The following is an 18343-nucleotide window of genomic DNA, read 5'->3' as shown; positions in this document are numbered from 1 at the left end:
ATGATAGAATTAATTAACATTTCCAAGACATTTGCAGTAAAAAATAAGTTTACGAAAGCATTGGATCAAGTAACACTTGCTATTCCAAAAGGGCAAATATTTGGGGTTATAGGTAGCTCAGGTGCAGGAAAAAGCACATTAATCCGATGCGTCAATTTATTGGAAAAACCCGACGAGGGACAAATTTTGATTCACGGTGTCGACCTGATGAAATTATCCAATCAGGATTTAATTCAGCATCGACGCAAGATCGGTATGATCTTTCAACATTTCAATTTACTTTCCTCCCGTACGGTATATCAGAATATCGCTTTTCCGCTGGAACTGACCGGCACTTCGAAAAATGATATTCAGCTAAAGGTAATGGAGCTACTGGCTTTGGTAGGACTGGAAGACAAAGCACATGACTATCCTGCAAGTTTATCTGGCGGTCAAAAACAGCGTGTTGCTATTGCTAGAGCCCTCGCAAGTGATCCTGAGATTTTGTTATGTGATGAAGCAACCAGTGCTTTGGACCCTGCTACAACCAAATCTATTTTGCAGTTGCTAAAAGCAATCAATAAAAAATTAAATTTAACCATCTTACTGATTACACATGAGATGGAAGTGATTAAGATCATTTGTGATCAAGTTGCTGTCATTGATGGCGGAAAATTAATCGAAACTGGCACAGTGGAACAGATCTTCACATCACCTACGCAGACATTAACAAAGCACTTCATTCAATCGTCACTTCATGCCGAATTACCGACAATCTATCAAGAGCGTCTGAAAGAGAGTGGAAATCCCATCGTCCAGATTTATCTTGCAGAACATTCTAATCAAACTTCTGTTATCAAGCATCTGCATGAGCAATATGCAATTGATGTGGCTATTATCAGTGCGCAGATTGATTATGTAGGTTCAATCAAATTCGGCATACTTAATCTGGAACTTATTGGTGATGCTGATAATATCAGAAACAGCCTCCACTATTTAAAATCAAATTACTCACAAATAGAAATCATAGGATATGTCTGATACAGTTATTGATTTATTGATAAAAGGTACTATCGAAACTATCGTCATGACTTTTCTGTCTGGCTTTTTTGGTTTTCTGATTGGCCTCCCTACTGGTATTTTTCTTTTTTTAACACGAAGAAACCAATTACATGAAAATAAATATATTCATCAATTACTTGCCATACTGGTCAATATATTTCGATCCATACCTTTTATTATCCTGATCGTTTGGATGATACCTTTTACCAGGCAGCTTGTAGGCACTTCTATTGGTGTTACTGCAGCTTTGGTACCTTTAAGTTTCGCTGCCGCACCTTTCATTGCCAGGTTAGTTGAAAACAGTCTATTGGAAATTCCGCATGGTCTAATTGAAGCTGCGCGTGCCATGGGAGCCACTACATTACAGATAATATACAAAGTTTTACTCCCCGAGTCTCTACCATCACTCGTTAATAATCTGACAATTACATTGATTACCTTAGTCGGTTATTCAGCTATGGGCGGAGCAGTAGGTGCAGGTGGACTTGGACAGATTGGATACCAATATGGTTATATCGGTTATGATACTTTTATTATGAATGCTGTATTAATTTTACTAATTTTAATTGTATTTATTCTTCAATTTACAGGAGATTACCTGTCTAAAAAAGCTAATCATCGTTAACATCTATTTTAAAAAACTATGAGATTACATTCTAAAATTTGCGTTGTAGCATTGGCTCTATTTGGCTTAACAGCTTGTAACGGAAAAAAAACAGATTCAAAAGTCCTTAAAGTAGGAATTGTCGCCGGTCCAGAGCAAGACATTGCTGAAGAGGCAAAAAAGGTGGCAAAAGAAAAATTTAATCTTGACGTCGAGCTTGTAACTTTTAACGATTATGTAGTCCCTAATGAAGCGTTGAACCAAGGTGATATTGATGTTAATTCATTTCAGCACCTTCCTTATCTTCAAGAACAATCGAGACAGCGCGGATATAAATTAGCCGCAGTCGCCAATACCTTTGTCTTTCCTATAGTTGCTTATTCTAAAAAAATAAAGTCAATCAATGAATTACAGCCAGGAGCAACTATTGTCATTCCTAATGACCCAACGAATGGGGGCAGATCGCTGTTGTTACTTCAAAAAGAAGGATTAATAAAATTAAAAGATGATGTGGGCCTTCTGCCAAAAAAGACAGATATCATAGAAAATCCGAAGAGATTAAATATTATGGAGCTTGAAGCTCCCCAATTACCACGGGTTTTAGATGACAAAGAGGTTATCATTGCTATTATTAACAATACTTTTGCTGCTCAGGCTGGTTTAGACCCTGAAAAAGAAGGTTTATTTGCTGAAGACAAAGAATCACCGTATGTGAATCTAATTGTATCGCGAGAGGATAATAGAAATGATGAGCGTATCAAACAATTTATAGAAGCTTATCAATCACCGGAAGTAGAAGCCATCGCTAAAAAAGTTTTCAAAGGCGGAGCGATCAAAGGGTGGTAATCAACTTTAATTGATTAACGATAAAAGCCAATATTCTGATGCAGAATATTGGCTTTTATTTTTTTATCCCCTTTAGGTTTGCTTCCTTTGCAGCATGTTATCCAAATCTTTACAAAAAGCGGCGCAGGACTACCGCTTTCAGATTGCTAGCTATGCGATTCTAACCTTCTACGGTTACTTCACCATTGGTCTTTCGTTAGCAGTCCTTCCTATTTTCATCCATGAAACTTTGGGATTCAATACCATAATCGCTGGCGCAGTAATTGGCTCACAATATATTATGACCTTTTTTATGCGTGCTTATGCCGGGACAATTGTGGATAAAAAGGGGCCTAAGCCTGCTATCATCATCAGTATGATCTGCTTTATCCTTACAGGGATACTTTTATGGGCTGCATTCTCCAATAGCTCATCTCCGCTTCTTGCTTTAAGTTTGTTGGCTGTCTCCCGATTACTTACTGGCTGTGGAGAAGGAATGGTCGGTGCCAGTCCGATCAATTGGGCAATCTTACGTGTTGGGGAACAACATACCAGTACCGCAATTTCATACAATGGAATCTTCAATTACACCTCAATGGCCATAGGAGCTCCGCTAGGCGTCTTAATGTCGTTGCACCTGGGCAATTGGTCTATCGCACTTTTAACTACCTTGGTCGGGCTTATTGGCCTTATTACAACCATTAATAAAAAAGCACTGTATGCTATATCGAAAGAGGTTCGGAATTCGTTTTTTTCGGTTCTCAAATCTGTTGCTCCTTTTGGGACAGGACTCGCATTGGCGGGTATAGGTTTTGGAACGATATCAACCTTCATTACCCTGTACTATAATTATAAAGGTTGGGAGAATGCTGCAATTTGTATCACCTGCTTCAGTACAATGTTTGTTTTAGGTCGATTTGTCCTCACGGGAAGCATTAATAAAATTGGAGGCGTCAAAATAGCCCTCTACTCCATGTTGATCGAAAGTGTTGGTTTATTATTAATCTCCTTTGCCCCTACACCTTTTGTAACCATCATCGGTGCGGCTATTACAGGATTGGGATTTTCAATGGTTTTTCCAGCGTTAGGAGTAGAAGCTGTAAAAAGTGCTTCGAGCGCAAACAAAGGTGCGGCCTTGGGCGCATATGGTTTGTTTATTGATATTTCACTAGGCATCTCCGGTCCACTTGTAGGATTGGTGGCAAAGCAATTTGGGATGAAGTATATATTTCCTTTTAGTTTAATTCTCGTATTATCTGGAGTTGTTGTCTGCATTTTTCTACAAAAATCAAAAAGAAATTCTTAGCAAAATTTTAGCATTTATATAAATAAAATTTTTATATAAATGCTATTAAATAGTTGACAATAAGATATTAATAAATATCACGAACATCGAGATTACCTTCAAAATGCTGTTTTAATATTCGGCCATCTCCATGCAGTGTCCAGACCTCCTGTGGTTTTACCGCTTGAATAAAATACAAAATGTCATTCCAGTCCACATGATCGGATATGAAGAGCGAAAGATCATTATGTTGCTGCAACCTCTTCCATCCGGATGCAAAAGCACGGACAACGTTGGTGGCACGAATATAACTATTGAATGTCATAGGTGGCACCATATACACCTTATTAGGTTCGCCCACTTTCATCTCCCGTCGACTATACTGCTCGTACACCAGCTTTTTAGGCCCCAGATCATCATAAATACGATGAAGTGGCAGTATCCCATGATGAACCAGTACTCTTCGATCAGGGCAATGTTTATTAATCAGATCGGTCAACCGCTGTGCCTTCCCAAGTGCATATGTTCCTAAGAGAATATTAAAAGGTTGCTCGTTTAGTTTTTTTATTTCCGCAATAGGATCAGGATGGACAACATCTGGATCGGCAAAAGTACATTCTGTAATCAGTACATCTGCTTGTACAATCTCTATAGGCTCGCAGGTTTCATCTTCCTGCAATTTGTAATCTCCAGTATATAGATACCTCACCCCCTTGTACTCCATCAAAATTTGAGCAGAACCTAAAATATGTCCTGCTGGAATAAAGGTTAATTCAACTTGGCCAATGTGAAAACTACTTTTAAAATCTATTTTTCGGTAGCTTAATAGTGGCTGCTGCGCATAGCGATAATGCATAATAGCGCCTGTAACAGCTGTGCAGTAAATAATACCGTGACCGGGTCTTGCATGATCTCCATGACCGTGAGAGACAACATCTACCGGCACGGGTAACATTGCGTCAATATAGAAGTCACCATATTGACAATAATATCCTTCTGGTCTTCGAACCAGAAAGTCTGATAATATATTTAACATAAAAATTTATTTCTGAAATTGATGGTGCAATGCCATCACTTGTGGAATTATTGGGGTAATGCCGTCATTGATAATGACAAAATCCGCTAATTTGGTCTTTTCTTCGTCAGACATCTGATTATTCATCCGCGCAAGGACTTGCTCTCTAGTAACCTGATCGCGCTCCATTACTCTAGCAATGCGTATTTCTATCGGAGCTGTAACCAAAATACTGTAATCAACTTTTTTATAAGAGCCGCTTTCAAACAAAATAGATGCTTCTTTTAACGAATATGGAGCTGTCTGTGCATCAGCCCAATCCTCCGCTGCCTGAATGACTGCCGGATGAACGATGCGATTTAATTGCGCAAGCTTAGCAGCATCGTTAAAAACCTGAGCTGCGAGAAACGCTCGGTTTAACACGCCATTACTGTAGGCTTCATCACCGAATTCCTGCATCACTGCCAATCGCACTTGATCACTCTTATTCATGATCAATTTTGCTTCTAAATCCGCATTGTAAACGGGAATACCTAAAACCTTAAAAACATGGCATATGATTGTTTTTCCTGAACCGATACCGCCAGCTATTCCTACTTTTATTCCCATATTACTTCCGTACAAAAAAATCAACATTCTGAGGTTCTATTCTCAGAACAGAACAAAAATCAGGAACTTTAGTCAAAATAACTGGTAAATATTTGACTTTTGCTTCTTCCCAATCGTTGATATCAACAACTGCTTCAAAATCCCGGGCAGTATAATTATTATAATCTTTTACAGACATTAGAACCGTAATTGCAACCTTACTAGGCATCGTTCTTACCGACTTAAAATGTGTGTTATTTTCAACCTTTAAGGGTAGTTCTATAATTTTCTCCGTCAATTCGCCTACTGGCATCAGTACTTCAACTGAAGTTGGATACACATTGATGTTCGCCCTTTGATTCTTATTAAGATAGGCTACTGTTCTTAAATCTGTTGATACATCTTTTCCTCTGATTGTATCTGTTTCCCAATATTCAATGTTCGCCACATCCTCATAAGGACCAGAAATTGTCACATATTTTGGATTGACGAGCGTCTCCCCTATAAAACCATATTGCTTTCTAAATTGAATATCTGCCATTGCTTTTACAGGCACTTTACGCTGTGTCTGTTTTGAAAAATCAAAATAAAGGGTATCAGGACTTACGGAAACCACAAGCTGTTCATGTGGGAACTGACGATTAATGAAACCGATCTGATTGGAGAAAACGATCCAATTTTTATTTTTTAAACCGCTGATATCAACATGCACCGTCGGAATTTGCGATTTTACTTTTGAAAACAACACCTGCCAGCCGGTCATCTTTAACTTAATATTGACAGTATCCGATTGCTGCGGATGAAAAGCACGCTTTTCTGGCAAATTTACATATTCAATTCCTGCCTTAACAGTAATAACATATTCATTTGAGATGGAAAATAACAGCCAGGCAAATAAAGAAATAAGAACACACCGCGTGAATGTGATTAATTTCCTTTTTTGTGATTTACTGATACGAATAATATTTGCCATACTACAAACTTAAACATTTTGTATTTCATATCCTGATGAAATATAGGGCAATTTGAATGTGATTAAATAAGAAGGCCGATCTTATTTTAGTAAGATCGGCCTTCTGGAATTTCTGTTGTGTTATGCTTTTGCATTCAATGCCTTAGAAGCATCTAAAGCTACTGCTGATTTGTCAAAACGAATTTTAACACCAGAACCTACATCAACTAAAAACGTTGTTTCTGAAACTTCAACAATACGACCATGAATACCCGCATTTGTTACAATTTGAGAATTAACACCTAATTCTTCAATGTATTTCTTATGATCTTTTTGTTTCTTCATCTGAGGTCTAATCATAAAGAAATAAAAAACAACCACGATAAGAATCATCGGTAAGAAGCTCATTAAACTACTTCCTGAGCCCGCTGCCTGTAAAAAAACTGTGTTCATATGTATCTTTGTTATATTTTATTATTTAGCTGCCAATACTTCACCTTTCAGCTGAACTGTCGTCAACCCATTTGAAGCATTAGAGTGTATGGTAATAATTTTCTGCTGTTTACCCACCTGACCCTCACTTTTGAAAGTGACCTTTATATCTGAGGTCTTACCTGGAAGAACTGGACTTTTTGAAAACTCAGGTTGTGTACATCCACAAGAAGCTCTAACTTCTGAAATAATTAAAGGTGCATTTCCTGTATTTTTCAGCGTAAAAGTATGTGTAACCTCAGCTCCCTCTTTGATCTGTCCAAAGTCAAATGCAGGCTCTGCAAATTCGATAGTACCGATTGCACCAGCTGCAGCTTCTGTATTTACAGATGTATCTGCTGTTGCATTTACGGAATCTGAACTTGTATTTTCGCTCTTGTTACTGGTACCACATGAACTTAAAGTCCAGATACCGAATGCTAAAAGCAGTGAATAGTTCATTTTTTTCATATCAATATTTTTAATTATTCAATCCACGACCTTGTTTTTGAATACGGCCATCTTGATTTAAATCACTTAAAATTTTATCTAAAATACCATTAATAAAGGTATTACTCTTCAGTGTACTGAATACTTTTGAGATTTCAATATACTCATTAATTGTAACCTTTACCGGAATAGAAGGGAAATTCACCAATTCGCAAATAGCCATGCGCATTAATAAAGTATCGATTAATGCAATACGATCTGATTCCCAATTTTTTGTTTTCTCGGTAATCATTTTTTGATATTCATTTGTATATCGGATTGTTTTTGCAATCAGATTTAAGATGAAATCTTTATCATCGTACCAGTTCTGCGTAAGCTCTGCCAGTTTATTTTGTCTCGGTTCTTCTGAACTGAAGTTTTTAAATGTTTTGGCAATTAATGCTTGTAAAACTTCCTTATCGACCGTCCAGTTGATAAACTTCTCTTCAAAAACCTGTTCAATTACAGGGGACTTTAAAATAATTTTTTTGAAGATAAACTTAATAATATCTTTTTCCACTGCAATCGAACGATCTGATGACTGCATATAATATGCATAATCTTCAGAATGCTTCAATTGAGCGAATACTGTACGAACGATTTCAGGATCAAAGTTCCAAGAAACACCGTATTTCTTTACTCCTTCTGCGTACTGCGGATTTTGTCTTAAAGACTCGATAAAAGTATTGCTACTTAGTTTGGTGTTGTGCGATAAATCTTTTTCTGTTGGCAAAAACTTATTTGCACGACCTTCTGCATCTATCAATGCATAATCGGCCACTTCATCCAGGAGATTTAAAGTCCAAATGTACATTTCGTACACTTCATCCACATTTTGCAATAATGCCTTTTCAAAGGCTTTGATATCTTTATCTTCAGATAAACTGTACGCATAAAGCGTCTGCACTACTTTGACCCTTAGGTGTCTTCTATTTAACATAGTATTTTAAAGAACGATTTGTATGTAAGAACGATTGTTTTGTTTGTTTGTTTTCTCTATCTTTTGAGTTTTCGAATGTCAAAGATACGTTTTTCTGCGATTTGATTAGCAGCTTGGAACGAAGAAATATTTTCTTGTTTTGATTTTTGTAATACTTCGCGTGTTGCGTTGTATATATTTTTAATGACAAACTCGGTATGATCAGCGCCATAGCCCTGTATTTCGGAATAACAACTAACCAATGCTCCTGCATTAATTAAATAGTCCGGTGCATATAAAATACCTCTTTCATGCAGGATGTTGCTCGTAACCAATTCATCCTTCAATTGGTTATTTGCTGCACCAGCAATAATTTTACATTGCATTTTTGCGGCAGTTTCAGGATTAACAGTCCCCCCTAATGCACAAGGTGCATAAACATCACAGTCAAAATCAAAAACTTTATCGAAAGCAATGGTTTCAACTTTGTATTTTGCTGCTGTTTTCAACATCCGGTCTTCCGTAATATCACTTACATATACGCGCGAATTTTCATCACGTAACATTTCGATCAAACGCTCACCAACACTTCCTATACCATGCACGATAACTTTACGTCCCGCTAAACTGTCTGAACCGTATAGTTCTTTTAAGGAAGCTTTAATACCATAGAGTACGCCTTGTGCCGCAAAGACTGAAGTATCACCCCCGCCATTGATCGCTTTAGGCAAGCCTGCCACATGTGAAGTTTCTGTAAAAATATGTTCCAAATCGCGTTGACCGATACCTACATCGATCGAAGCGATGAAATTACCATTTAGGCCCTCAATAAATTGTCCTAAGCGTCTCAGCAAAACCTCAGATTTATCTATACGATGATTACCGATGATCACGGCACTACCACCACCTAGATTAAGGCCCGTGATTGCTGATTTGTAAGTTATTGCTCTAGAAAGGCGAAGAGCATCTTCGATAGCTTCTTCTGTACTGGAATATGGCAACATGCGGACACCGCCTATTGCTGGACCTAATGTAGTGTCATGAATCGCAACTATTGCTTTCAAACCAACTACTTCATCATTACAAAAAAACAAATTCTGGTGACCAAATTGTCCCAATAATTCGAAAATTGGAGTTTGAGATGCTGACATAAAATTCTGCTTCAAGTTTTATTTATGGTAATTTGGGAACAAAAGTAGAAAATATATTTCACACTAAATTTTTCTTTCAAAATAAATACAAAACTTATGAACTGTTTGTGACAGTATAAGTTCGTAAAATAGAAAATTAAATGCCGAATAAGTTTTACATTTGTATTATCATATGAAAGAGTTAGCTTATTTAAATAAATATTTTTACAAATATCGCTGGAAGCTTGTTCCTGGGGTAATTTTTGTTATAATTTCCAATTATTTCGGTATCCTTCCTGCAAAAGTAATTCGAGAAGCTTTTGATCTGGTACAAGAGAATATCTATTTATATAAACTCTACCACGGATTTGAAAGACAAGAATTGATCTATAAAGTTTTTGGATCTAGTTTGTTATTTTTCGGTGGGGTAGTTTTATTACTTTCTCTGCTTCGTGGTATTTTCTTGTTTATGATGCGCCAGACAATCATTCTGACATCTCGCCATATTGAGTATGATTTAAAAAATGAAATCTACAGACATTATCAAAAACTAGATTTTGCTTTTTTTAGAAGAAATAACACGGGAGATCTTATGAGTAGGGCTACGGAAGATGTCAACCAGGTCAGAAATTACCTCGGCCCTGCTATTATGTATGCCATCAATACCGTTGTCTTATCGATCATGGTGATTTATGCTATGTATGATGTTAATGCCCGTCTAGCGACATATGCACTTATCCCTATCCCTATTCTTTCTGCTGTTATTTTGTTTGTAAATAAGATCATTAATAAAAGAAGTGAGAAAATTCAAAAGCAACTGGCACGTTTAGCGTCTTTTGTTCAAGAAAACTTTGCAGGTATCAGAGTCATTAAAACATACAACAGAGAAAAATATAAAATGGATTCTTTTGAAGAAGAGAGTACCATCTATCGGAATACGGCTTTATCACTTGTCAAAGTACAGGCAGTTTTCTTTCCGCTAATTCTATTATTAATTGGTTTAAGCACCATAATAACCATTTATGTGGGTGGTTTGGAAGTTGCAAAAGGTACTATCACTGCGGGAAATATTGCTGAGTTTATCATTTATGTCAACCAATTGACTTTCCCTGCTATGTCTTTAGCTTGGGTAACTTCACTGGTACAGCGCGCCTCAGCATCGCAAAAACGGATTAACGAATTTTTAAATACCGAGTCTCCTATTATTAACGGCGAAATTAAAAAAGTACTTACAGGAGATCTGAAGGTTGAAAACATTTCATTCACCTATCCTGAAACGGGGATTCAAGCGATCAAGGATTTATCGTTTCATATTCCTGCAGGGAAAACACTGGCGATCATTGGTAAAACGGGATCGGGTAAATCGACTTTAGCGAATTTACTGCTTCGTATGTTTGATATCGACAAGGGGGCCATCAAATATGACGACACTGCTATCACAAAACTAGATTTTCAAGATCTAAGGCAACAAACAGGCTTTGTGCCTCAGGAGGTTTTTCTATTTTCAGATACGATCAGTAACAATATCGCATTTGGTCTAGACCACTTTACACAGGAACAAGTCGAGCAGGCAGCGAAAGATGCCGCAGTCTATGAAAATATAATGGGATTTGATCAAGGTTTTGAAACTTCGGTTGGGGAACGTGGAATCACGCTTTCTGGAGGACAAAAGCAACGTGTCTCGATCGCGCGGGCTTTAATTAAAGAACCTAAGATCTTGATTTTTGATGACTGTCTGTCTGCCGTAGATACCAAAACGGAAGAACAGATATTGACTTCCCTAAGCCGTATTATGAAAGGAAAGACATGTGTGTTTATCGCGCATCGTGTATCGACAATCAAAAATGCCGATAAAATCATTGTGTTGGATCAGGGAAGAATTGCGGAAGAAGGTTCTCATGATGAACTTATGAACTTAAAAGGACAATATTTTGAACTACATGAAAAACAACTTTTAGAAGCGATATAGGTTTTAATAAAGAACGCTTAATAAAACAATAAAAAAAGCTCTTCATCATATGGAAGAGCTTTTTTGTTTCAAGTCTATTCTTTACTTAAGAGATAACCATACATATTGAATAGTAGTCCCCTAACAACAATCAGGTAACATGATTAAGCAGGACTCAGGTCTTGCTGAAATGCCATACTTAATGCTTTGTAAAGCTCTGGATGATGATTTTTAAGCCGTTCTGGGTTCTCAAAAAAGTATTCGGAAGCAACGGCAAAAAACTCCGCCCGATTTGTAATGCCATACGGATTGATATCAGATTTACCTTCTTGAATTTTTAAAATTTCTTTACGAATCATTTCTAACCAGGCTAGACTATACGTATGATCTATCAAAAACTGCGGCAATCCATCGACTTCACCATCCGTTTTATCCAACAGGTGGACAAACTCATGAATGGCCGTGTTTTGGCCGTCCTTTGTATTTGAGAAACCAGCTTCAAGAGCCTCTTTTGATAAAATCATCTGACCGTTCATGGACCCCTCGCCTACCATTCCTAAAATATTGCGCCCCTGACTGCCTTCGAACTGGTAATCTTGATTAAAAGTATTGGGATAAAGCAGTACAGTTGTTAAATTTGTATATTTCCAATTTTTAAAAGCGAAAACAGGTATTATAGCACTTGCCGCTACTAACATATAATCTTTTAAAGAAACCTCAACACCAATTCCTTCTACAGATACATGATCTAAAAAATGTAAGCAGCGCTTTTCAAATTCAATTTTATCAGCTTCGTTCAAATTTCGATAGTACTGTACTTCTTTCAAAAGAATATCTTTTCCCTCTTTACTCAGAACACGCCTGATGGCTTTGCTATTTTTCTCCGTTTTATTTAAAAGGTAATACACCAGATATATAACAGCGGGTACCAAAATAACAATAAACAATTTCTCCATATTTTCTTATTTTACATTTATCCAATCCGGGTTACGCTCTTTCAAATATTTGAGAAAGCCTTTGTAATGCGCGGCCCCAAACATAATTAGAATTTTCTTTTGTGAAGCATCCGCCACCAAAGCTGCTAAATTTTGTTCTCTTTTTTTCATTATAAATTCCCGGTCGAAAATATTTCTAAACTTTGCTTTTATAGGTTTACAAGTATAAGGCTCATTTAAAGGAGTTTTCCAGTCACATGAATCAAGAATAATATCACCATAGCTGTATTCAAATTCGTCCAAAAGTTCATTTTTGGGAATATCTGCAATAACTGCTGTATTATAATCAACTTTAAAAAACGAATATTGGGGCTGTTGGATGATTCTACTTCCGAGATTTTTATAAAGTGGAGCCATTAATACTTTTGTTGTATCGGAAGTTTTTTCATAGACTTTGGTACTACCTATTACGTGTCCTACTAATTTTCGAAACTTGCGATCATATACATCTCTTTGTTGGGCACTATCCACTTGGTAGGCAATACTTTCATAAAATACAACAAACCCTTGATTTTGTAATGAGTCAACCATTCGCTGAATATAATCGTAATAATTACGTTTACCTAAATGCCGCATGGGAATGTAAATCAGCTCACGTTCACCATTTTTTAAGTGATGTGTCCGCGATGCATTTTGTAAAACTCCAGTCGATTGTACCATAAGGGATTCGGCACATGAGAAAAACAGAAGCGAAAAGATAATTAAAACAAAATAATAGCGCATACTAATGGAAAAATAAATTTGCAGTGATGTAATGCCCTTTACAATTATCATGCAGTTTTTAGTACTTTCAATAAAAAAGCAGTACCGAGGGTACTGCTTTTTTATTGAAAAGATTGTTATAAAAGTTATGCTACATGAGCACGTAACATCCAAGCCATCTTTTCATGCTGCGCTAGTAAACCAACAAGAAAATCTTCAGTCGCCTGATCTCCAGCTTTTTCAACTGCATCCAAATTTCCTCTAATATTCATAATAACAGATTCATGATCTGACAGTAATTCCTTGAAAAACCCTTTACTATCTGTATGTTCGTACTTCGTCTCTGTAAGATGGGTCAATTCTAGATATTTGGCGTATGAACCTACTGCATAATGTCCGATTTGACGGATACGTTCTGCGACTTCATCAATAATTTCTGCCAATTCATTATACTGCGATTCCAAAAATAAATGCGCGGCATGAAAATCTGGACCTTCAACATTCCAATGTGCATTTCTTGTTTTTTGATACACAATACTTTCATCCGCTAACACATTATTCAAAATAGCGGCTACCTTTGCCAAGTCTGCTTCTTTAATACCAATTTTTGCTTTCATAATGAATTATTTTACAATTTATTTAAATTATTAAAATCACCGTTACTTGATATACAATATTAATAAAATGAGGCCGTAAAGCCCATTAATTAAGAAATAATATTGTCATAAAAATAACATCATTTTTGTACTTTTGTACGCATAATGAAAACAACAATGATGAAGGGGAATTGTTTGAACGGTGATCTATACTTTCACGAATTTAATGAGGAAATCAAGGAAATACTTTTACCTACACATTTTACTTTCCCCTTCTGTTATGAACCACATGAACTGGCAAAACAAGCCTGCGCATCTGTTCAAGAATATATTCTTACTCAAACGGAATGGGTTCATAATTTTGGTTTAAACGAAAAAATGGATGGACAGGCCATTGGTAAAATGTTCGGTGTATTAATTGTCCAAGATCAAGATGGTCATATTGGATTTCTAGCTGGTTTCTCCGGTAAACTGGCTGGCAAAAATGATCATCGCTATTTTGTACCTCCGGTTTTTGATATGTTAACGGAAAATTCTTTTTTTCTGTTAGAAGAGGAACACCTCAATAACCTTAATAAGCAAATTACAGCATTAGAGCAGAGTGAAACAGGTACGCAACTGAAAGAAAAGCTCGATGATACTAAAGTGAGGCTGGATCAGCAATTGGCCAACTTTAAAGAAAATCTGAAAATTCAAAAGAAAGAACGTAAACAACTTCGAGACAAATCAAAATTAACCCTATCAGCTGCATCATATCAACTGCTTGAAGAAGATCTGATCAAACAGAGTTTAAGAGATAAGTTTGAACTGAGTGTTTTCCAAAAACAATATCACCATGATATTTCCATCGCTGAAAAACCACTAAATGATCACCTCAATATAATAGCAGATTTAAAGGAAGAGCGTAAAAAACGTTCTGCACAGTTGCAAAATCAATTATTTGCACAATACAATTTTAAAAATGCGAAAGGGGAAACTAAAAATGTCATTGACATTTTTAAAGCATACAATTTGCAACCACCTGCTGGATCTGGTGAATGTGCCGCACCAAAACTATTGCAATATGCTTATTTAAATGATTACAAGCCAATTGCACTTGCCGAATTTTGGTGGGGACAATCGCCTTCGGCTGAAGTACGAAGACACCAAAGCTACTACCCTGCATGTCGTAATAAATGTGAACCTATTCTCGGCTTTATGCTTGAGGGATTACAGGTTGATAAAAATCCGATGCTCGAAAGCCCTGATGAAAGCATTGAACTCCCGATTATTTACGAAGATGAAACCCTGGTCATTATAGATAAGCCTGAAGAATTCCTATCCGTACCTGGAATACATGTTAAAGATTCGGTCTATACACGCATGCTTAAAAAATATCCCGATGCAGGGCCTTTAATTGTTCATCGGTTAGATATGTCTACATCCGGAATTCTTGTGATAGCCAAAACTAAAGAAGCTCACAAATTTATTCAGAGTCAATTTATCAACCATACCATCGTCAAGGAATATATTGCTTTACTTGATGGCATTATCGATACCGATTCTGGAATTATATCACTACCTCTACGGGTTGATCTTGACGATAGACCTCGACAGTTAGTCTGTTATGAACATGGAAAGAAAGCAGTTACTAAATGGGAAAAAATCGAAATTATAAACGGTAAAACCAAAGTGCGATACTTTCCATTGACAGGAAGAACACATCAACTTCGCCTTCATTCTGCTCATCCTAAAGGAATGAACTGTCCTATTGTTGGAGACGATCTTTATGGTCAAAAATCCGATCGATTACACTTGCATGCTGCTTATATTGAGTTTAACCACCCTACTACAAAAGAGCGCATTCATTTTGCGTCGGAACCAAATTTTTAAAAAATCAAAACAACTTCGCTGACCTTTTTGTTACAATAGTCAACGAGATTGGTTGTATTTAGGTCGAATTTCATCATAAAGAAGTAAAATTATAGTCAGTTTATTCTGACATTAAAACAAATGTACTGCTATTCAACAAGTTAATAGTCGATTAATAAAAATAGTGAAGTTAAAAAATTGTAAATGTTTTATTAATTCTTAATTTTTTATTTCTTTTGCATACAACTTATTAGAACTTTTAAGTTAAAAAGTCAGAAATTAAGATGGTGTTATAACACGTATCGGTAATTTGTGATATAATTAATGTAAAATTATGGAATACCAACGTAGTAGCAGTACAATTGCAAAAACACTATTTTTACTGGCATCAGTCATGTTAGTAAGTATTACTGCAGCATTAGGCCAATTAAAAACAGTACAGGGTATCGTTAAGGACAGCAAGACGAAACAACCGATTGGCTACGCGACAGTTGCTGTTGTTGGAGCACCTGCAGCCCCCGGCAATGCTACTTCGACTGAAGAGTCTGGACGGTTCACCTTAAAATTTCCAAAGAATTATGTGAAAATCCGTGTATCAAGTGTTGGGTATGATTATAAAGATGTATTTGTTACGAATGACGAGACGCAACAGATCGAGGTATTGATGGAATCTCAGGACAATACCCTTGACGAGGTTGTAGTCAGAGCAAAAAAGAGAAAGTATACAAACAAAGATAATCCTGCTGTCGCTTTGATCCGTAAAGTAATCGAAAATAAAAGTAAAAATAGATTAACAGGGCAACAATTCGCGCAGTATGACCAATATGAAAAGATCTCTTTAGGACTGAGTAATTTGTCAGAGAAATTTGTAAACAAGAAAATATTCAAAAATTACCAATTTCTTTTTGAAGTAGATGATTCGGCTAAAACTGCAAATAAATATCTATTGCCTGCTTTTATGGAAGAGAAACTTTCAAAAGTATATTTTCGTAAGGACCCTAAAAAAACAAAACAATATATCATAGGAGAGCAACGTGCGCAATTTGATCCCAAATTTATTGATAATGATGGTTTAAGTGCATATTTCAATAAACTTTATGAGACAGTAGATATTTACGATAACAATATCACGCTGGTAACGAATCAATTTTTAAGTCCAATCGCCAACTCGGCTCCCACATTTTACAAGTTTTTTATCACAGATACGATAAAAACACAGCAACCGTGGTTAGTTGAACTTAGTTTTTTTCCACGCAATAAAGCGGACATGCTTTTCAAAGGCCAGTTATATATTACACTGGATGGTAACTATGCTGTACAAGGTGCTAATATGACTGTCGCTGATGATATCAATTTGAACTTTGTAAGGGACATGAATATTGAACTAAAATTTGATCAGGATGAGAGTAAAAGATTCTATTTAAGTCAAAGTACACTTGGTATTGATTTTTCTTTAACAGATAAAGGAACAGGTATTCGTGGTAATAGAACTGTCAACTATAAAAATTATAAAACTGGCGTTGTTCAACCGGATAGTATTTATAGTGGTCCTGAAACGGTAATTGCTTACAATATAGCAGATGGAAAGGGTACTCGAAAACTTTTTGATACGCAACGTCAAATTCCTTTAACGAAAAATGAGCTGAATATTTATCATAATATCGACACCCTGCAACAGATTCCTTCTTTTAAAACCTTTATGGATATTGCAGCTTTGGTATTATCGGGATATAAACAGGCTGGTCCTGTTGAAATTGGTCCGGTAAATACTTTTTATAGCTTTAACCCTGTCGAAGGATTTAGACTACGTGTTGGTGGTAGAACTACAGAATCATTCAGTAAAAGGTTTTATGCTGAATCGTATGCAGCATATGGATTTAAAGATGAAAAATGGAAATACTTTTTAAGCGGAACTTATGCTTTCAACAATAAGTCTGTTTATTCATTTCCACAACACTACATCCGGGCATCGTTCCAACGTGACACCAAGATTCCTGGTCAAGCTTTAGAATTTATACAAGAAGATAACTTTTTGCTATCCTTCAAAAGAGGTGATAATGAAAATTACATCTATAATGATGTTTATCGCGTTGATTATAGAAAAGAATTTGAAAATCGCTTAAGTATTGGATTGGGATTTAATGCAACAAAACAATCGCCAGCAGGATCTTTAAGGTATCAGATCATAGATGATAATGGTCAAACTAAAGTGTTCAACGAAATCAATTCAACGGAGTTATCAGTAAATATTCGCTACGCTCCGAATGAACAGTTTTATCAAGGAAAGCTTTATCGTACTCCTATATTTAATGAATACCCTATTTTTAACTTTAACTACACGGCTGGACTTAAAGATGTATTCAAAGGCGAATATAGTTATCACAACTTTAACGTAGGAGCATTCAAAAGATTTTACCTGAGCCAGTTCGGCTATGCAGATATTGATGTCGCAGGTACTTATATTGCTGGTAAAGGAATTCCATTTCCTTTCTTAACGATACACCGTGCGAATCAGACTTATGCATATCAGCTTAATTCTTACAATTTGATGAACTTCTTGGAATTTGTCAGTGACCACCATGCATCCGCTAACATCCAATACTACATGAATGGTTTCTTGTTAAACAAAATTCCTGGTATTAAAAAGCTAAAACTTCGTGAAGTATTTAGTTTTAAAGCTGTATACGGTGGGCTTCGAGATGAGAACAACCCAGATCATTCTGACAAAGTATTTGACTTTCAGAAAAATGCTGACAATATACAATCTTCGTACACCTTTGGATCGGATCCATACATGGAGGCTAGTGTTGGATTGTCCAATATTTTCAAAATACTTCGCGTAGATTATGTCCGGAGATTAAATTATCTTGATCACCCAGGTGCTCCTAAATCGGGCATAAGGGCTAGAATAAAATTTGATTTCTAACATAAA

General features: G+C 36.3%; 17 protein-coding genes. 7 read left to right on the top strand and 10 right to left on the bottom strand.

Translation table 11 applies throughout. The annotated features are described in order from the left end of the window. The 4 genes from FHR29_RS02150 to FHR29_RS02135 all read left to right on the top strand — a co-directional run bounded on the left by FHR29_RS02150 (position 1) and on the right by FHR29_RS02135 (position 3776). The gene (locus tag FHR29_RS02150) at positions 1-1020 is read left to right on the top strand and encodes a methionine ABC transporter ATP-binding protein (protein WP_183912057.1); all 1020 of its coding nucleotides are present in this window, start codon (positions 1-3) and stop codon (positions 1018-1020) included. Next, positions 1013-1666: a methionine ABC transporter permease MetI gene (metI, locus tag FHR29_RS02145; RefSeq protein ID WP_132772716.1), complete on the top strand. Its 654-nt coding sequence runs from the start codon at positions 1013-1015 to the stop codon at positions 1664-1666. Before FHR29_RS02150 ends, metI begins: the two co-directional genes overlap by 8 nt. Before the next feature lie 18 nt (positions 1667-1684). Then, a complete protein-coding gene (metQ, locus tag FHR29_RS02140) occupies positions 1685-2491 on the top strand; it encodes a methionine ABC transporter substrate-binding lipoprotein MetQ (RefSeq protein WP_132772714.1) in 807 nt (268 codons plus the stop codon). A gap of 94 nt (positions 2492-2585) precedes the next feature. Next, complete coding sequence (locus tag FHR29_RS02135; protein ID WP_183912055.1) at positions 2586-3776, top strand: MFS transporter; 1191 nt, start codon at positions 2586-2588, stop codon at positions 3774-3776. 67 nt (positions 3777-3843) lie between these two features. Here FHR29_RS02135 and FHR29_RS02130 read toward each other — a convergent pair whose 3' ends face one another. The 7 genes from FHR29_RS02130 to FHR29_RS02100 all read right to left on the bottom strand — a co-directional run bounded on the left by FHR29_RS02130 (position 3844) and on the right by FHR29_RS02100 (position 9340). Next, complete coding sequence (locus FHR29_RS02130; protein ID WP_183912053.1) at positions 3844-4791, bottom strand: MBL fold metallo-hydrolase; 948 nt, start codon at positions 4789-4791, stop codon at positions 3844-3846. Between the two features lie 6 nt (positions 4792-4797). Continuing rightward, entirely contained in the window at positions 4798-5379 is a 582-nt protein-coding gene (gene coaE / locus FHR29_RS02125) for a dephospho-CoA kinase (protein ID WP_031287811.1), read from the bottom strand. A 1-nt stretch (position 5380) separates the two neighbouring features. After that, the gene (locus FHR29_RS02120) at positions 5381-6331 is read right to left on the bottom strand and encodes a hypothetical protein (protein WP_132772709.1); all 951 of its coding nucleotides are present in this window, start codon (positions 6329-6331) and stop codon (positions 5381-5383) included. 120 nt (positions 6332-6451) lie between these two features. Further along, a complete protein-coding gene (gene yajC, locus FHR29_RS02115) occupies positions 6452-6763 on the bottom strand; it encodes a preprotein translocase subunit YajC (RefSeq protein ID WP_021189218.1) in 312 nt (103 codons plus the stop codon). 21 nt (positions 6764-6784) lie between these two features. Further along, complete coding sequence (locus tag FHR29_RS02110; protein ID WP_021189219.1) at positions 6785-7252, bottom strand: DUF1573 domain-containing protein; 468 nt, start codon at positions 7250-7252, stop codon at positions 6785-6787. 10 nt (positions 7253-7262) lie between these two features. After that, positions 7263-8210 carry a transcription antitermination factor NusB gene (nusB, locus tag FHR29_RS02105; RefSeq protein ID WP_021189220.1) on the bottom strand — a complete coding sequence of 316 codons (948 nt, stop codon included), beginning with the start codon at positions 8208-8210 and terminating at the stop codon, positions 7263-7265. Between the two features lie 56 nt (positions 8211-8266). Beyond that, positions 8267-9340 carry a Glu/Leu/Phe/Val dehydrogenase gene (locus FHR29_RS02100; protein ID WP_031287814.1) on the bottom strand — a complete coding sequence of 358 codons (1074 nt, stop codon included), beginning with the start codon at positions 9338-9340 and terminating at the stop codon, positions 8267-8269. Between the two features lie 172 nt (positions 9341-9512). On the opposite strand from FHR29_RS02100, the gene FHR29_RS02095 reads away from it, so the two are divergent. Further along, entirely contained in the window at positions 9513-11288 is a 1776-nt protein-coding gene (locus FHR29_RS02095; RefSeq protein WP_132772705.1) for an ABC transporter ATP-binding protein, read from the top strand. 143 nt (positions 11289-11431) lie between these two features. On the opposite strand, the gene FHR29_RS02090 is transcribed toward FHR29_RS02095, so the two are convergent. The 3 genes from FHR29_RS02090 to FHR29_RS02080 all read right to left on the bottom strand — a co-directional run bounded on the left by FHR29_RS02090 (position 11432) and on the right by FHR29_RS02080 (position 13581). Continuing rightward, positions 11432-12223, bottom strand: a complete 792-nt coding sequence (locus tag FHR29_RS02090; protein ID WP_168127468.1) for a zinc-dependent peptidase — start codon at positions 12221-12223, stop codon at positions 11432-11434. 6 nt (positions 12224-12229) lie between these two features. Next, entirely contained in the window at positions 12230-13036 is an 807-nt protein-coding gene (locus FHR29_RS02085) for a hypothetical protein (RefSeq protein WP_132844740.1), read from the bottom strand. 74 nt (positions 13037-13110) lie between these two features. Continuing rightward, on the bottom strand, positions 13111-13581 hold the full coding sequence (locus tag FHR29_RS02080) for a Dps family protein (RefSeq protein ID WP_132772702.1): 471 nt from the start codon (positions 13579-13581) through the stop codon (positions 13111-13113). 156 nt (positions 13582-13737) lie between these two features. On the opposite strand from FHR29_RS02080, the gene FHR29_RS02075 reads away from it, so the two are divergent. Together FHR29_RS02075 and FHR29_RS02070 are read left to right on the top strand one after the other, a co-directional pair. Then, entirely contained in the window at positions 13738-15432 is a 1695-nt protein-coding gene (locus FHR29_RS02075) for an RluA family pseudouridine synthase (RefSeq protein ID WP_260291586.1), read from the top strand. 313 nt (positions 15433-15745) lie between these two features. After that, the gene (locus FHR29_RS02070) at positions 15746-18337 is read left to right on the top strand and encodes a DUF5686 and carboxypeptidase-like regulatory domain-containing protein (protein ID WP_168127466.1); all 2592 of its coding nucleotides are present in this window, start codon (positions 15746-15748) and stop codon (positions 18335-18337) included. Positions 18338-18343: the final 6 nt, after the last annotated feature.

The organism is Sphingobacterium sp. JUb56 (assembly GCF_014191365.1).
Classification (GTDB): domain Bacteria; phylum Bacteroidota; class Bacteroidia; order Sphingobacteriales; family Sphingobacteriaceae; genus Sphingobacterium; species Sphingobacterium anhuiense.
The sequence above is the reverse complement of the archived record's forward strand: the minus strand, read 5'-3'. Positions and strand labels throughout refer to the sequence as shown.

What these genes read in the sequence shown, in the direction of transcription:
- FHR29_RS02080 (WP_132772702.1), bottom strand. Translation starts at nt 13,581, where the DNA reads ATGAAAGCAAAAATTGGTATTAAAGAAGCAGACTTGGCAAAGGTAGCC.
- FHR29_RS02075 (WP_260291586.1), top strand. Translation starts at nt 13,738, where the DNA reads ATGATGAAGGGGAATTGTTTGAACGGTGATCTATACTTTCACGAATTT.
- coaE (WP_031287811.1), bottom strand. Translation starts at nt 5,379, where the DNA reads ATGGGAATAAAAGTAGGAATAGCTGGCGGTATCGGTTCAGGAAAAACA.
- FHR29_RS02150 (WP_183912057.1), top strand. Translation starts at nt 1, where the DNA reads ATGATAGAATTAATTAACATTTCCAAGACATTTGCAGTAAAAAATAAG.
- FHR29_RS02085 (WP_132844740.1), bottom strand. Translation starts at nt 13,036, where the DNA reads ATGATAATTGTAAAGGGCATTACATCACTGCAAATTTATTTTTCCATT.
- FHR29_RS02095 (WP_132772705.1), top strand. Translation starts at nt 9,513, where the DNA reads ATGAAAGAGTTAGCTTATTTAAATAAATATTTTTACAAATATCGCTGG.
- FHR29_RS02120 (WP_132772709.1), bottom strand. Translation starts at nt 6,331, where the DNA reads ATGGCAAATATTATTCGTATCAGTAAATCACAAAAAAGGAAATTAATC.
- FHR29_RS02135 (WP_183912055.1), top strand. Translation starts at nt 2,586, where the DNA reads ATGTTATCCAAATCTTTACAAAAAGCGGCGCAGGACTACCGCTTTCAG.
- FHR29_RS02130 (WP_183912053.1), bottom strand. Translation starts at nt 4,791, where the DNA reads ATGTTAAATATATTATCAGACTTTCTGGTTCGAAGACCAGAAGGATAT.
- FHR29_RS02110 (WP_021189219.1), bottom strand. Translation starts at nt 7,252, where the DNA reads ATGAAAAAAATGAACTATTCACTGCTTTTAGCATTCGGTATCTGGACT.
- FHR29_RS02100 (WP_031287814.1), bottom strand. Translation starts at nt 9,340, where the DNA reads ATGTCAGCATCTCAAACTCCAATTTTCGAATTATTGGGACAATTTGGT.
- yajC (WP_021189218.1), bottom strand. Translation starts at nt 6,763, where the DNA reads ATGAACACAGTTTTTTTACAGGCAGCGGGCTCAGGAAGTAGTTTAATG.
- FHR29_RS02070 (WP_168127466.1), top strand. Translation starts at nt 15,746, where the DNA reads ATGGAATACCAACGTAGTAGCAGTACAATTGCAAAAACACTATTTTTA.
- nusB (WP_021189220.1), bottom strand. Translation starts at nt 8,210, where the DNA reads ATGTTAAATAGAAGACACCTAAGGGTCAAAGTAGTGCAGACGCTTTAT.
- FHR29_RS02090 (WP_168127468.1), bottom strand. Translation starts at nt 12,223, where the DNA reads ATGGAGAAATTGTTTATTGTTATTTTGGTACCCGCTGTTATATATCTG.
- metI (WP_132772716.1), top strand. Translation starts at nt 1,013, where the DNA reads ATGTCTGATACAGTTATTGATTTATTGATAAAAGGTACTATCGAAACT.
- metQ (WP_132772714.1), top strand. Translation starts at nt 1,685, where the DNA reads ATGAGATTACATTCTAAAATTTGCGTTGTAGCATTGGCTCTATTTGGC.